Annotated in this window: 9 protein-coding genes; 1 reads left to right on the forward strand and 8 read right to left on the reverse strand. The window is 43.7% G+C overall.

The annotated features are described in order from the left end of the window. Positions 1 to 189 precede the first annotated feature (189 nt). From DWB64_RS16360 to DWB64_RS16380, 5 genes are all read right to left on the reverse strand, one after another. A complete protein-coding gene (locus DWB64_RS16360) occupies positions 190 to 2,901 on the reverse strand; it encodes an S-layer homology domain-containing protein (RefSeq protein ID WP_129489318.1) in 2,712 nt (903 codons plus the stop codon). A 449-nt stretch (positions 2,902 to 3,350) separates the two neighbouring features. Continuing rightward, positions 3,351 to 4,205 (reverse strand): thiamine pyrophosphate-dependent enzyme, encoded by an 855-nt coding sequence (locus DWB64_RS16365; protein ID WP_129489319.1) that lies wholly within the window; start codon positions 4,203 to 4,205, stop codon positions 3,351 to 3,353. Further along, positions 4,195 to 5,856, reverse strand: a complete 1,662-nt coding sequence (locus tag DWB64_RS16370) for a 2-oxoacid:acceptor oxidoreductase subunit alpha (protein WP_164980461.1) — start codon at positions 5,854 to 5,856, stop codon at positions 4,195 to 4,197. Before DWB64_RS16370 ends, DWB64_RS16365 begins: the two co-directional genes overlap by 11 nt. Positions 5,857 to 6,587: 731 nt before the next feature. Beyond that, positions 6,588 to 7,466 (reverse strand): ATP-binding protein, encoded by an 879-nt coding sequence (locus tag DWB64_RS16375; protein ID WP_129489321.1) that lies wholly within the window; start codon positions 7,464 to 7,466, stop codon positions 6,588 to 6,590. Positions 7,467 to 7,621: 155 nt separating this feature from the next. Continuing rightward, positions 7,622 to 8,698, reverse strand: coding sequence for a 4Fe-4S binding protein (locus tag DWB64_RS16380; protein WP_129489322.1), 1,077 nt, complete (start codon positions 8,696 to 8,698; stop codon positions 7,622 to 7,624). Positions 8,699 to 8,882: 184 nt separating this feature from the next. Between DWB64_RS16380 and DWB64_RS16385 the strand changes: the two genes are divergently transcribed. Further along, positions 8,883 to 10,124 (forward strand): MFS transporter, encoded by a 1,242-nt coding sequence (locus tag DWB64_RS16385; protein WP_129489323.1) that lies wholly within the window; start codon positions 8,883 to 8,885, stop codon positions 10,122 to 10,124. 353 nt (positions 10,125 to 10,477) lie between these two features. Here DWB64_RS16385 and DWB64_RS16390 read toward each other — a convergent pair whose 3' ends face one another. The 3 genes from DWB64_RS16390 to DWB64_RS16400 all read right to left on the reverse strand — a co-directional run bounded on the left by DWB64_RS16390 (position 10,478) and on the right by DWB64_RS16400 (position 16,071). Next, positions 10,478 to 12,094 carry a tetratricopeptide repeat-containing diguanylate cyclase gene (locus DWB64_RS16390; protein WP_129489324.1) on the reverse strand — a complete coding sequence of 539 codons (1,617 nt, stop codon included), beginning with the start codon at positions 12,092 to 12,094 and terminating at the stop codon, positions 10,478 to 10,480. A gap of 93 nt (positions 12,095 to 12,187) precedes the next feature. Then, positions 12,188 to 13,921, reverse strand: a complete 1,734-nt coding sequence (locus DWB64_RS16395; RefSeq protein ID WP_129489325.1) for an ABC transporter substrate-binding protein — start codon at positions 13,919 to 13,921, stop codon at positions 12,188 to 12,190. Between the two features lie 419 nt (positions 13,922 to 14,340). Next, positions 14,341 to 16,071, reverse strand: coding sequence for an ABC transporter substrate-binding protein (locus DWB64_RS16400; RefSeq protein WP_129489326.1), 1,731 nt, complete (start codon positions 16,069 to 16,071; stop codon positions 14,341 to 14,343). Positions 16,072 to 16,392 lie beyond the last annotated feature (321 nt).

A 16,392-nucleotide genomic window follows, 5' to 3' on the forward strand; every position in this document is an offset into this window, starting at 1 on the left:
TAGAAACATACCTGTCAGTTTGACATATGCCTCTAAAATATAGTATACCAGAAAGCAAAAAAAATGCTGGCAATTATTGTTTTTTTTATATTACTTTAATCAGTATTTAATAAATTATTAATAGTTCAAAAATAAAAGAAGAGAGATCCTAAGATCTCTCTTCTTTTATTTGATTAGTTAAACTAATAATTAGTCTAAAGCATCCGTGATTGTGAAAGCTTCTAAATCGTTATCAGCTGAGTCTACAAGACCACTTGTACCATTGTATGATACGTTAGTGTTAACTGTGAAGTCTTCACCAGTTAATGTAACTTCGTTAGTACCTGTACGAAGAGCTGAAGTTAAAGTTCCACCTGAAACTGAGAAGCCGTTTTTACCTGCATCTGCAAAGTAAGCAGCGTCTAAATCTTCAGTGAATGTGATCACGATTGTAGTACCTTCGCTATCAGTATCGTAAAGAATTGTGTCCACTTCTGGAGCACAAGCATCAGCAACAACAGCACCAGCAGTAGTAGCTAAATCTTGACCGTATTTGTTTGAACCAGCGTCAACATCGATAGAGTAAGTTACTACAGCAGCGCCAGAAGTTGTTTTAACATCAGTAGTTAAGTCTTCTGAAAGTGTGTAAGTGATTACAGTTTCGCCGTCGCTGTTAAGACCAGTTTTAACTTTAGCGATACCAAGATCAGAACCAGCAGCTTGGAATGTGATAGCATTTACATCGATATCAACTAATTCTTCGCCATCAACAGTTACTGTGATTGTATCAACCGCAGTTTGTTCAACAGTTGCGTCAAGTGTTGGCTCATCACCATCAATAAGCTCTACAGTAGCAGTTAATGTTTCAAGTTTGTTGCCAGCAGCATCTCTAACTCTACCGATTGTTAATATATCTAAAGCGTCAACATCAGCAACTGATGCAGGGATTTCGATTTCTACAGCTTCACCATCGTTAATGATTGTGATTGTTACATCGTCATCATCAAGAGTAGTATCGCCGAAGAAGTAAAGTGCTTTGTTAGCGATGTCATCAGCGTTCATTTCTTCGCCGAAGTCAACAACTACTAATTGGTCAGCCTCATCAGCGTCGTAGATAGTTGCTGTGAAGTCCTCTTCGTCTGGAGCTGTTTCATCTTCTACTGTGAAGTCAAGTGTAGCTTTAGCAGCTTCATTACCTTGAACGTCTTCAACATCTTCGATTACGATTTGGAAATCGCCGTAGATATCTTCAGAGAAAGTGATTTCTAATACTTCATCATCGATTGTAGCAGTTGCAGTAACGTCTGACTCTTTACCGTTCTCAAGAACTGTAAGTTCAAAGTCATCACCTTTAACGATATCTTCTGAGTAAGTGACTTCTGCAGTAGATTGGCCAGTAACGTCAACGTCACCAACAACTACTGGAGCGATTTCATCAACAACAACTGTGATAGTTGTAGCGATTTTGTCGTTATCATTGTCCCAAAGGTCGTTTACAGAATCAGCAGCAACGTAAGTGTATACAGTTCCTACTGGCATTTTGTTATCATCAGAGAATGTAAGTGTTAACTCGTTACCGTCTAACTCAACAGCAGAAGCGATGTTGCTTGTGTTAGTGTGGTAGAAGTTTTCTAAATCTACATTTGCATCTGGGTCTGCAGCGTCAGCATCGTAACCAGCAACTTCGATTTCGTTATCGAAGATAAGTGTTACGTTGTTTGGCTCTGCATCTTTGAATCCAACTACTGTTGGAGCAGTTTCATCAACAACAACTGTTACAGCAAGTGTAGCTTTTGGAGCAGTATAACCTTGGTAATCTTTAACGCCGCTTACTTCAACAGTAACGTCGCCAGAAAGATCAGCAAAGATTTCTACGTTTGCAGACATGTTGTTAGTACCAGCAACTACTGATTTAACATAAAGTTTGTCGCCATCAGCATCTTTAACTACGTAGTTAGCAGCAGTCTCGATACCAGCGTTCATTGGCTCAGAGAAGAATACTTTGATTGTGTCAATACCAACAACTTCAGCAGAAGTAGCAGTAGGAATTGTCATATCAAGGAACTCGATGTCTTCGATTGTAGTATCATCTTCAACAACGCCTTCGATTTCAAGATCAACAAGATCTTGTTGCTCAGCAGCAGTTGTAAGTGTGATAGTTACAGACATACCATCTTCAGCAAGAGCGAAATCTGAATCAGCGTCAAGTACAGCTGTACCGTCTGTAGTTAGTGTGTAGTTATCTTCGTCGCCAGCAGATTCAACAACGCCAGTGAAGTTAACAACTAATTGCTTAAGGTTTGTAGCAGTTACAGATTTAACTTCAACAACTGTTGGAGCTGGAACTGTTTTTAAACCAAGAGCGTAAACAAGCGCTTGTGTTTCACCCATTTTAGGAGTGTTAAGCGTGTTGTTCATCATTACGAAAACTTCGCCTCTAGTGATTGTAGCACCAGCAGCAGCAGTTACGTCAGTAAGGATTTTAAGTTCAGTAGCTTTAGCAACACCCTCTTCAAGAGTTGTTACTGTGTAGCCAAGAGCTCTTACGTGGTAAGTAGCCATCATAGCCATTGTAGCGTCTTCCATGTAACCGAATACGCCTACAGCTTTACCGTTTGTCCAACCGTTAAGTTCTGCGTATGCAACATATGGTGCATAGTAAGAATCAGTTGGAACGTCAGCAAATGAAGATTTAACTGTTGTAGCAGCAGCTTCATCTTCTTTGCCCATTAGTCTAGCTAGAACAACAAGTGCTTGTTCTCTTGTTAAGTTTTGGTCCGGGTTTAGGTTACCAGCGTTGTCTCCTTTGAGAACGCCTAGGTCCTTCAATTCTTGTCCAACAGTGTTGACATCAACAGCTGCGAACGCGAATGAAGAAAGAACCATCGCCAAAACGAGAACTAAAGAAAGAATCTTTCTCATAGTATGTACTTCCTCCCTTTGAAAAATAAGATTGTTTTTGGGGTGTAGGTTTTTCCCACCACTCTCCCCCCCATTTCAGGAGATAGGTGCACTAGCAGAGGTGGCAAGACAGCCTACACTCATATGCTAATGAAAGTATACCACTCATTCAATACCCAGAACAATAGGGTATAACCAGTTGTAATACAAGTGTAACACTGTATGAGAGTAATCAACATACTATCCACAGACGACTTAGCGGAATTGTGTATAACTTGTATTTCCAACGTATTAGAGCTACTTTATTATAGTACGGAATATCGCTATTGGCAAGCAAGCATGTTAATTTTGTGAAATAAATGCGTAAATTCTCCAGTTTTAGGCGAATTAGTGTTTGTTTCGTAACTTTCGCTTCGTATTATAAAGGAAAATATGCATTATTTTTATACTTTTGACTCCGTCCCTATGACTTAAATGAAGCTTTCGAAGACTTCATCAAGCACCGAATAATCGGTTTCGTACCGGATCAGGGGCTTTTTTATATGTGGTAGCCGCTTTAGGTAGCTTTCTTTGCTGTCGTCTTTGTAGATGATTCCAATAGGTACGCCTTCGTCCCCGAACTGCTGGGCAAGCTTATAGGCCGCCATTTTGTCGTAAGGATTGTGTGTTTCTTCTATCTTATAGACCCTTTCCTTGTACCAGCTGAAGGTGTTCACCTTATTAAAGCTAGGGCAGGGTTGCAGGATGTCGACGATGGCGTAGCCGTCGTGCTCTATTGCAGCCTTCATGGTTTGCTTGAAATGCTCGAGGTCGTTGCTGAAGGTTCTTGCGACAAAGGTCGCGCCGATGGCTATAGCCGATTCTATGGGGTTGATCTCGTCTATCCTGACACCACCAGCATAGACTGATGTGGCACGACCTTTCGGGGTTGTGGGCGAACCTTGTCCTTTTGTCAGGCCGTAGACCTGATTGTCGTGTATGAGGTGCACGATGTTCATGTTTCTTCTGATGGCGTGCAGGAAGTGGTTGCCGCCTTCTGAGTAGTTGTCGCCGTCACCGGTGTTCACGATCGTCAAAAGGTCGCTGTTCGCCAGGTGCGCGCCCATGGCTGACGGTAGCGCCCTTCCGTGCAGGGTGTTGTAGCCGTTGCCGTTGATATAGTGGGGCATTTTGGCAGCCTGGCCTATTCCGCTGACAAAGAGCACGTCCTTTGGCTGATAGCCGTTTTCTGATAGCACTTCTTCCATTCCCTTAAGTATCATGAAGTTGCCGCAACCCGGGCACCAGGAATTGTCTTCTGTCTTTATGTTGAATTCATTTGTCATGATGGATCACCTCGTATTCTCTGATGATATATTCTGCAGTCAGCGGTCTTCCGTCGTATTTGTTGATCGACTTGTCGAATTTCACTCCGGTTTCCGCCAAAATCAGCTTTCCGAACTGGTTGTTGTAGTTCTGCTCGACGTTGATCAGGGTCTTTTCTTCGGCCTTCATCTTAATAAGCGTTTTCTGCGGCACGGGGAACACATCTGTGAACAGCAGCGCCCCGACCTTTTTACCTTGATCGTTTAGGCTCTTTACCGTATCGATGAGCGCAGGTACTGTCGAACCCCAGCCGATGAAGACCTCTTTGGCGTCTGTGTCGCCGATGTAGGTCGGTTCGTGCAGATCATCGACCATGAGGTCGAGTTTGCTCATGAGCCTGTGTTTGAGTTTGATGGTCGCTTCGATGTCTTCTGTCATATGGCCGTGCTCGTCGTGCACGTGCGAATCATTCATGATAAGCGTGTCGTCGAGTCCTGGGAATTTGCGTCCATTGAGCACCTTGTCGAAGTCGTACCTTTTATAACCCTCAATATCTGTGTTGATGTGCCTTTGAACCCCGACTTTAAAGGGGTTGACTTTAGGGATTGTCGCGTTGGAGTCGGCGAGGAACTGGTCTGTAAGGATGACGACAGGCAACTGGTACTTGTCTGCCAGGTTAAAGGCGCGCTGCGATTCGTAGAAGCAAGCTTCTATGGTCGTGGGTGCCAGTATGATTCTAGGAAACTCGCCCTGCGAAGCCCTGCTGATAAATTCAAGGTCGCCTTGCTCGGTTCTAGTAGGAAGCCCTGTCGCAGGACCCGGTCTTTGAACATTCGCAATAACGATAGGAAGCTCTGCGACACCCGCGAATCCTAAGCCCTCGACCATGAGCGAGAATCCGCCGCCGCTTGTGGCTGTCATGGACCTTACGCCGTTTGACGATGCTCCTAGGGCGGCGATGATTCCTGCGATCTCATCCTCCACCTGCTCGACGATCATCTTGTTCTTTTCTTCGAATTTTGACAAAGTCATCATGATGCCTGTGGAAGGCGCCATGGGGTATGCCGAAAAGAACCGAAGCCCGGCGCTCATGGCGCCAAGCGCCACTGCCTGGTTGCCGTTAAGGCGCATGGTGCGTTCGTCTTTATAGCTTTCTAGTGTGTATTTGTTTGTCGTGTTTGTGTATCCTATCCTTACCGCGTTTTTATTGTTTTGGTTTGTGGATTCTCCCCACTTTTTCATTTCGACCCGGTCGATGGAAGACTCGTCGATGCCAAAAATCTTGAAAAGCGCCCCCAAGGCCATCATCGGGAATGATTTTTTGTCGATTGCAGCACCTTGGGGCAATACAGAATCTATGACCATTTCGTTTGAATGTCCTTGTTTAAAGCGTTCGTACGTCAAAATCGTAGCGTCCGGCTTTAAGTGATCTAAAATGCCATATGCGTTTTGATCGAGCGCGATAAGCACATCGGCTTTTTCTTCTATCATGTTCACCGGCTCATCCGAAAAGGTCACTGTTGTAAAGTTGAATCCGCCTCTTATCCGTGACATGTAGTTCTTATAGGACAGCAGGTGGTAGCCTTTTTGCTTGAGTGTCGTTTCAAAAAAGTAAGCCAGCGTATTAAGGCCTAACCCCGCTGCCCCCGACAGTATAACCGTCTTTTTCACTTCATTCACCTCGTTTTTCAATTGTTATGCATCAGATTATCAATCGTGTAATTGATAATCATTATTAGTTACCTATATGGTAGTCCTATTAGCCTGATACGTCAATAGATGGATGGAAAGAAAGATGTTAAGAGATGGTAAAGGGTGTTCTATTGTAAAACCACACTAAGGAGTATGTAATTGCAAGGCTTCATTCACCAAATCGACACCCCAGTATGCCTACTCTCTCACTAGCCATACCTTCTTTTAAGGCGCTTCGCTTCAAATGCAAGGCAAACATAACTCACCTAAACTGCATTACTTGCATTTAAAGCGAAGCGCCTTAAGGTACATGTTCAGATGAAATTGGACCATTGCTGCGATTGGAATAAAGGGAGGGTAGACATGAAGCCTACCCGTACAAGGACGTAAAAAGCTGTGCAGTTGTAGGGGTAGGCTTTATGTCTACCCGTGTTTTGCGGTTTAAGAGGGCTACCACAAGGTCAAAGAACGTAGTTTCTTCTAAAGGCTACTACGCGGGGTGGGGCATGTGTGGCAAAAACGAAAAAAAGCCCTTGCGGGATTTTTTTCTTGGTTGAGAAATAAAGCAAATTGTCGAGGAGAGTAGACATAAGTGAAATCAACTTGATGTCTATCATGCTTCTATTATAGATTCTCCACTTCATTTTTCAAAGCGTTTAAGGTCATATTTAAGATAGATTTAAGGTTTCGAGCAATATTTTCCAGTTGAACTATAACTCAAAATGTTCCTTGTCGAAGTACTCCGAAAAGGCTACGTCGCGTCCTCTTCTTTTAAAGCCCAGTATGGCGTCAAGATGCACGTTCTGTGTCGATTTTAGGATCGACTTGCCCACATCGGGATGCACGACCTTTAAGGTTTTGATCAGTTCTTTCATTTCTCGGCGTTTGCTCGATGTTTTCTCAGCAGCAACCACGCATCCGCAGTTCATCGCGTTGATGCCGTTATAAGAAGCCCAGTGTTTGATGTTGTCTTCTTCGACATAGTACATGGGACGGATCAGTTCCATGCCTTCAAAGTTCTGGCTGTTGAGCCTTGGCATCATGGTCATGTATGTACCTGCGTACAGCACGTTCATCAGTACTGTTTCTATCACATCGTCAAAGTGATGGCCAAGGGCCAGCTTGTTCGCTCCAAGCGATTTGGCCTTCTCGTATAGCGAACCACGGCGCATCCTTGCGCACAAATAACAAGGATACTCGGATGCAACGTCATCGACCACGTCGAAGATATGTGACTCGTACATATCAACGGGAATTTCCATGTGTTTACAGTTGTTTAGCAGCAGCTCCCTATTGATCTCATGAAAACCAGGGTCCATGGCGATAAAGGAAAGCTTAAAGCCGACTGAACCGTGCTTTTGAACCTCTTGTAAGAGTTTTGAAAGCAGCAATGAATCCTTGCCGCCCGAAACCCCCACAGCCACGTGGTCTCCTTCTTTGATCAGTTCGAAATCCTGCAGCGCGAGGATGAACTTACGCCAGATGTCTTTTCTAAACTTTTTAATGATGGATCTTTCAATTTCTGCGTTGGGTCTGAGTTCGTGTTCAGGAATAAGCAGCTCGCAGCCGCTACCTTGAAGTTTGTTCATTTTATCGCCTTTCTGACCAAGCCCGAATAGAAATACGATCTATCCCGACTGTACCTAGTAATTTTATCGAGTTTGATTATATACGCTACACCCCATAATTGCAACAAAAAAGCCAGCCCTAGCCAGCCTTGTTGTCAATTCTTCTAATTTATCTTTTAATCCTCATTCTTCACTTGATCATGCTCTTTGCGATACCCCTTCAACTGAAGCGTCTTTGTAGGACAAGCGTCGATGCAGTGACCGCACTCCACACAAAGGCTTGATTGTATCTTACGCCCTTTTTGGGCGGACTTCATGATGTTGATGTTCATCTCACACTGCTTGTTGCAACTTGCGCAGGACACACATTCTGAGTGGTTTGTCTCGATGCCGTGTCCAAACAGCAGGCCCCAGAAGGACAGCATGGTTCCGGCAGGACAGTAGTAGCAGTAGCCGCGACCGTTTAAGAAAAGATAAAGCGCCAAAAATAGCATCAGCTCGAGGCTCAGGTATTTGACAAGCTCAAAGGTCCTTAGTATATCCACATTGATAAAGCTAGCACCTGCAAGTGCGATGATCCACAAAAGGATCAAAAGCATGTTCGCTGTGATCAGAAACATCTTTAGGGTCAAAAGAAATAGCTTTAGTGTTTGATTGACCTTGTCTCTGCCCTTGTCAAAATGCAAAACGAGAGGCAGGGCTTCAGAAAAAGTCTCGGCGTGGCATCCGCCATACGGGCAGATCATGCTGCAAAAGATGCGTCTGCCTTTTATTGCGACAGCACCGTAAACGAGCACCTGAAACGCCACATACACGGTAAGCATCACTTCAGCGCCCCGCCCGCCAAATGCGGCTCCGACGTTGCTATGTAAAAAATGTCCGTCATAAAGAAGTTGAAGCGGGTAGGTCGACCACGGGAATGGCATGAAGGCGTACACAAATTCATAATAGCCTGTCATTACAGGTAAAAGCACGAAAAGAAGACTCATCATGACCATAAAGCCAGCAATGGATTTTCGCCTGTAGATATGTCTTTTGCTATATAGCTTAAACATGAGGATGCCGCCGTAGAGTACAAAGGCTGTACGCCCTATGGTTTCGAACAGTTCATAGATCAGGGTGATCCTCTCGCCCTGCAGGATACCGAGCATAGGCTTTAGCCCCACGTTCAGTCCAGCGATTAGAAAACCAAGTATTAGGTACATCCAAACTGCCGTTTTCAATTGTTTTACAGTTCCCGCTCTCGAATTCATACATCCTCCAGTAAGTTGACTTTTTTCTATTATATCAAAAACTGCCTGGATAGGGGTTAAAGAGTGATATTCTATGAAATAAGTTCAAGAAAATCGATCTTAGTCAATTTTATTTCGACTCTCGAAAAAGATTGACCTCTTCTTTTTAAAACGTTACAATAGCACTGAAGGTAGGGGGACTGAAATGACTGTTAATAAGAGTAACGAGACAAGATTTAAGCACAACTTCAAGATTTTCATCACATTCGGAATTCTTTTCGAGCTGATGAATTCCTTTTATATGCCGTTTGCGATCAAGTTCTTAGAACGGGTCGGAGGCACCGAGTTCGACATTTCACTCTTCAATTCCATGAAGGGTCTGATTATGATCTTCGCAGTGCTTCCGGGCGTCTTTTACATCAACCGCCACGACGACAAGAAAAAAGTCACTTCAAATTTTGTGCTGATCGTCACCATACTTGTCTTGTCGCTAGTAGTCATACCTTTTTTACCGGGCGCCATCCGGCCGTTTTCTTTCATTTTGATCATGACGCTGATGACCATACCTACTTCGATCTATAACGCCAGCTATCAAAACTTCACCGGCGACCTGTTCCCTGTAAGAAGGGCTCAAGTGATTGCGAAAAGGAGCATGTACACCATCGTCTTCACCACCGTTTTCACGTTGATCTCCGGCTTGATTTTCAAATACGTACCAAAGACCGACGACCAGCGGCTGATTATCTATCAGATATTCTTCGTTCTAGCTTTCGTGCTTGGTCTTGTAGCTGTCTATGTGTTCAACAAATTCGACTACAGCCCGGCGCCAACCCATAAGCGATATGAATTCAAGGGCAGCTTCACACGAGTCTTCAGCAACAAGCGGTTTAAAAAATTCGTGCTGTCTTCTACGATCTTCCACTTCGGATGGCAGATGGGATGGCCGCTCTTTAGCATCTACATGATCAAGACCCTTGGGGCCGACGAACTTTGGCTTGCCATCATCAATATCGGTTCCGCCTCTGTCATGTTCTTGGGCCATAAGATCTGGCCAAAGATGATCGACACCTACGGAAACGAGAAGATCGCGACTATTTGTACCTTAGGCATGGCACTGACGCCGATCCTATACGCCCTGTCGCCAAACCTACTGGTACTGACTGTCGTTTCTACCGTTACAGGATTCTTCACAGCAGGCACGATCACCGTGCTCTTTAGCGACATGCTCGAGGTGACTCCCACAGAAAACCGAATCGTCTATGTGGGTTACTACAACACCGCCACCAACATCACACTAGCCATCTCGCCCTTTGTCGGCCTGTTCTTCTTAAACCGCTTCGGCATCGTAGGCGCCCTCTTCATCACCGCTGGATTCAGATTCATCGGCGGCCTCGCGTTTTACCTGAGGGAGCGCTCGGAAAGAAAGTACCTGGAAAAGCAGCAATAGGTGAATCGTTATTAATAATTGAGTTCTCCGTGTGGATTTTAGAGATTTTTCTCTATAAAACCACACGGAGATTTTTTATTGCAAGGCTTTAAACACATATCTAATATTGCATCTTACTTTTGTCATTATTTTAAATGACCACTATTGTGAGACGCTACGCTTTCTGAGGGCGCTGAGACACGATTTGAATGAATGCATGAGGCGGGGTTTTAGGGAGGGTAGACATGAAGCCTACCCGTACAAAGGCGTAGAATGCAATGCAGTTGTAGGGGTAGGCTTTATGTCTACCCGTGATTTATAGTTCGATAGGGCTACCACGAGGGTAGCTACTACGCGAGGTTGGGTGGCGTTTGTTATTGCTGTATTCTTACAAAACTGTAGTTTCTGCCGCTTTGTTTGGCTCTGTACATTTCGACGTCGGCTAGATGGATCAGCTGTTTTTCGTCTTTTACGGTGCCGGGCATGGCCCATACTCCGCCGATACTCACAGTGACATAGCGTCTTTTGTCTTGTGCGTCGTACTGGATGTCCATGTCCTGGACTGCGATCCTGATTTCGTCCGCTAGCTGCTGGGCCTGCTGGGGTGTTTTTCCCCTGCTGATGTAGATGAACTCCTCGCCGCCGTAGCGCACAAAAATATCGTGCTTCTGCTTGGCGATCTTATTGATGCAGTGACTGATCTGCACTAGGCAGTCATCACCCGCAAGGTGTCCCAGTGTATCGTTGAAGAGCTTGAACTTGTCGATATCGATTAAGAACAGGCTGATACTTGAATCCTGCTGCCCATAGTCGGCCAGGTACTTGTTGAGCGCTCTTCTGTTCAGCTGACCGGTCAGTTCATCATAGTTCACCTTGCTTAAGAGTTTCTCGTTTTCAAGCTTCAACTGCTTATTGCGTCTTCTTTCGCTTTCGATCTGCTGCAAGGTGGCCTCTTCGTAGATATCGGTCTTGTCAAAGTTCAGATTGTACTTCACTTCGTGACGGATGATATTCAGCTTGTCGACCATCAGCTGCGATTCGATCTGCTTTTCGATCATATGATGCTTTTTAAAATAGCTCAGCGCTTCACGGAACTCACCCTTGTTTTCATAATGTATCGACCAATATTCATAGAGCATCTTCAGGTATTCGATGTCCCTGTCCTTGAGCGATTCTTCCTCAAGCTTGTAAAAGAGCTCCAGCCTGTCGACGTCGTCTAGTATCAGATCGTACATGACACGGTTCAGCTTGTATCTTTTTAAATAGAAGCTGTCACTCAGCTTTTCAGAAACGAGATTGCCCTTGTCGAATACCGACTTAAGCTGGTCAAGGTTTCCAAGCTTGAAGTAGCACTGCCCTAACGCTCCGTAAATGTCTAGGAGCACGTAGTTCTGATTCATGATTTTTGCCTGTTCAAGCGATTTTAAATAGTATTCGACAGCTTCATCTACAAGGCCCAGTTCGTAATAGAGCTGGCCCAGATTAAGTAGAATCGTCGATTTGATATCCTTTACATCAAGCTGGTCGCAAAGCGCAAGAGCCCTATTGTAGTGGGCCATGGCCGCGCCGTAGTCCTGATCGTTTAGAAAAACTTCGCCTAGGTTGTTGTAAAGTGCGACCTTTTGAATAAGGCTCGCATCCTGGGTCATGTTCTTTTCAAAATGAAGCAGCACGCGTTTAGCCCGGTCCATCTGCCCCATCCGGTAATAGACATATCCAAGCTGGTTGAGTGCCCGGTTCATACCTGACACGTAACCGATTTCCTTGCATAAGCCGTAGTTCTCAAGCTGCAGGATCACAGCTTCTTCATAGCGGTTGCATATCGTATAGACGACACCTATCGAAATCCTTACCTCGTAGTCAAGCGTAGGCTCGCCATATTCCTTCACCTTGGACTGGATGGCATGGATTTGCCTTAGCGCCTCTTCTGGGTTTTCGTATGCGATCGACGTGATGGGTCTAAGTTCATCTTTGAGTGATAACAAGTCCATAAGCCGCCCTCCTATACACTTGTTTATACCTCGCTTAGAAACAGCTAATCAATAAAAAAAAGCCATCCGCTAGCGGATGGCTTGATTTATTGATTATTCTGCACTCATACCTGTGTTGTTGATGTTGAAGATTAGGTAGAATAGTGTAGTTTGTTGTGTAACTTGGAAGTGTGGGTGGTCGATGTATTGCTCAACGAACTCACCTGAAAGACCACAACGGTCAACTTCGCCAGTTTCATAAAGGTTTACGCCAGCTGCAACGTCTTTGATTTGACGGAAAGTAACGCCGTCGATCTTAACCATGTCAGCTGAATGGTAGCTAGGGTTTTTCATGAACGCATAACCGTAACCGATATCCCATTGAGTAAGCATGAACGCGCCGTTGTAAAGTGTCGTTTCGATAGAAGTACCGAAAGAATCAGCATTAGCTGTAACGAACGCTTCGTTTACTGGGTAGAAGTTAGGGAATGTCATAAGTTTTACAAAGTAAGGTACTGGAATTTCAAGAGTTACTTTTAAAGTGTAATCGTCAAGTGCTTCAACACCAAGCTCAGTTGTTGGCATTTCGCCAGCCATTACTGCAGCGTAGTTTTTAAGTTGAGCAGTTTCTACCATGAATTGGTATTGAGAACCAGTTGCTGGGTCTGCAAGTCTTCTCCATGAGTAAACGAAATCAGCAGCTGTAACAGGAGTACCGTTTGACCATACTGAATCATCTCTTAAGTTGAAGATGTATTCTGTACCTTCAGCGTTAACTGTAAAGTCTTTAGCAACACCCATTTCAACTACGTCGTCTTCGCCTAACATTACAAGACCTTCAAGTACGTTAGCCATAACTTCGAATGATACAGAGTTAGTCGCTTTGTTTGTATCCATTGATGGAATATCAGAAGTGTCAAGAAGTCTGATGATTTTCTTACCGTCAGTTTCAAGAGTAGTTTCTGCATATTTGTAAGTGTAGTCGCCACCGAATGCGTGATCGATTACGCCAGATACGTGTGGAGCCACTAGGCTTGAACCACCACGTTGGTATAAAGGAACTACAACAGCGTCTTCTTCAACTAAAAGTCTTTCTGTTTCTTGTAATAAAGTCCAACGAGCAGCAAGATCTGTAGTCAAGTCGCCAGTTTTTGTTCTAGCGATGTTCTCGTCGAAAGTAGCGCTTGAGTAACCAGCAGAGTTATGACCGCCACCTGTGACAAACATGTCAAGGAAAGTCATTGGGTCTGGATAGTCAGGGCCCCAACCAGCGAATTCAAACTCGAATTTACCTTCGTCAGCAAGTTCCAATTTGTTTTTGAATGGTTGTTGGTTAAGTGTAAGTGTAAGACCTTCAAGGTTAGCTTGCAATTGACCTTGGATAAACTCAGAAATCTTCTTTGAACTCTCAGAGTCGTAAGTTAAGAATTCTACTGTTACCGTGTCAAAACCAAGTTCTTCTTTAGCTGCTGCCCAGTATGCTTGTGATGCTTCAACATCGAAAGCCAACCAGCCTTCTGGGTATGCGTTACGGAAGTCAACACCTTCTTCATCAGTAGCAAGACCTACTGGAACGAAGAAGTTTACTGCTTGAGAACCGTTGCCAAGAATAACATCTGTGATGTACTCTTTGTCAAAACCAGTTGCGAATGCTTTACGGGCGTTGACGTTTTTCATAAGATCCTTAGCAGAAATATCTACTGGATTTGCGTTTGCATCTTTTGTGTCATCAGCTGGTGCTTCTGTAGCTGGTTCATCAGTTACAGGTGTTGTGTCTTCTTTTGCTCCACATGCCGTCATGGCGAATACCATAACGAACACTAGGAGAAGAGCTAAAATCTTTTTCATTTTTAAATCCTCCCTTTTTTCACTGTGCCTTGAGCACAATCTGATTATATAACGATTTGTTATTTAATGTGTGTCACGTTTGTAACTTTTTTTCTCTCAAGACCTTAAACTATGTAAATACTTTACATAATATGGCAAAATATAGGTGGTTATTTGAATTGTCCGACTATATTGAATTATGTAACTTGTCAGTGTTTTCAAAGGCGTTGGGACAATCGTCTTTCTTTTTAAGCAACTCTGTCATTGGTGACAAGAGTGTAACCTGTTTTTTCAATTTGACTTTTCAAACCGATCAGGACAAATCAACTGTTTTCGCACCTTAAAATATACGCTTCATTATATAGTGTCAAAAAATACATTGATCCTGAAAACGACAAAAATAAAAAAGCCACTCGTTTTCACGAGTGGCCCGGTTGTTATTAGTGCTCTCCCAGACCTTCGTTGTTGATGTTGAAGATTAGGTAGAATAGTGCAGTTCCTTTTGTTACTACGAAGTGTGGGTGGTCGATGTATTGCTCAACGAACTCACCTGAAAGACCACAACGGTCAACTTCGCCAGTTTCATAAAGGTTTACGCCAGCTGCAGTATCTTTGATGATTCTGAATGTAACGCCGTCGATTTGAACGTCGTCAGCGCCGTAGTAAGCTGGGTTTTTAGCCATAGCATAGCCATAACCGATATCCCATTGAGAAAGAACGAAAGCACCATTGTAAAGAGTAGTTTCGATTGAAGTACCGAATGCTTCGCCTAAGCCTTCTACGAATGCTTGGTTAACTGGGTAGAAGTTAGGGAAAGTCATAAGTTTTACAAAGTAAGGTACTGGAAGTTCAAGAGTTACTTTTAAAGTGTAATCGTCAAGTGCTTCAACACCAAGCTCAGTTGTTGGCATTTCGCCAGCCATTACTGCAGCGTAGTTTTTAAGTTGAGCAGTTTCCACCATGAATTGGTATTGAGAACCAGTTGCTGGATCTGCAAGTCTTCTCCATGAGTAAACGAAGTCTTTAGCTGTAACAGGAGTTCCGTTTGACCATACTGAATCATCTCTTAAGTTGAAGATGTACTCTGTACCGTCTGCGTTCATTGTCCAGTCAGAAGCAACGCCTGGCTCAGCTACATCGCCGTCGCCTAGCATTACAAGACCTTCAAGTACGTTTGCCATCATTTCGAATGATACGGCATTTGTAGCTTTGTTAGTGTCCATTGAAGGAATATCAGATCCACCAAGAAGTCTGATGATTTTCTTGCCATCAGTTTCAAGTGTAGTTGTAGCATATTTGTAAGTGTAGTCGCCACCAAATGCGTGTTTGATGATACCAGTTACGTGTGGAGCTCTAAGTCCAGAACCGCCACGTTGGTATAAAGGAACGACAACCGCGTCTTCTTCCACTAAGATTCTTTCTGTTTCTTGTAACAAAGTCCAACGAGCTGCAAGATCTGTAGTCAAGTCGCCAGTTTTTGTTCTAGCGATGTTCTCGTCGTAAGTTGCGCTTGAGTATCCAGCAGAGTTATGACCGCCACCTGTGACGAACATGTCAAGGAAAGTCATCGGGTCTGGATAGTCAGGGCCCCAACCGGCGAATTCAAATTCGAATTTACCTTGGTCAGAAAGCTCTAATTTGTTTTTGAATGGTTGTTGGTTAAGTACTACTGTCAAACCTTCAAGGTTATCTTGTAATTGACCTTGGATAAATTCAGAAATCTTCTTAGAACCTTCAGAGTCATAAGTTAAGAATTCTACTGTTACCGTGTCGAATCCAAGTTCTTCTTTAGCTGCCGCCCAGTATTCTTTAGAAGCTTCAGGATTGAATCCCAACCATCCGTCTGGATGAGCCGCTCTAAAGTCATTACCGTCTTCGTCAGTAGCAAGACCTTCTGGTACGAAGAAGTTTACAGGTAGTGAACCGTTACCTAGGATCACGTCTGTAACGTACTCTTTGTCAAAACCAGTTGCGAACGCTTTACGGGCATTCACGGATTTCATAAGTTCTTTTGCTGTAATTTCTACAGGCTCTTTGTTTGCATCTTCTTCTACTACTGGAGCTTCATTTTCTGTTTCTGAAGCTGCAGGAGCTGGTTCTTCTTTCGCGCCGCAAGCAGTCATACCAAAGACCATTACGAATACGAGTAGTAAAGCTAAAAGCTTTTTCATGTGGTAATTCCTCCCTATTATTTTTTTTGTACCTTACCGAAGTACAATTACGATTATACATGTCGTTTTTGTAAAATGTAAGGGTAATCTTTACGAAATGTTAATGCGAATGACGCCAAATCGTAATATATGACGATTGATGTTACATAAAAGAAATATTTCGATTTCTGAAACATTGTTCTGTAGCTCCTGAAATATATCGATTGTCGGGGATTTCAAAATCGTCATCCATCCAATTACCGGTTACATAATCACACCTCGCTTGCAAAAGTTACAGAGTCGTTACTTTTATATTGTTACCATAACCTTTACTTTTTGCCT

Origin of the sequence: Fusibacter sp. A1, from assembly GCF_004125825.1 — a bacterium.
In the GTDB taxonomy this organism is placed as follows: domain Bacteria; phylum Bacillota; class Clostridia; order Peptostreptococcales; family Acidaminobacteraceae; genus QQWI01.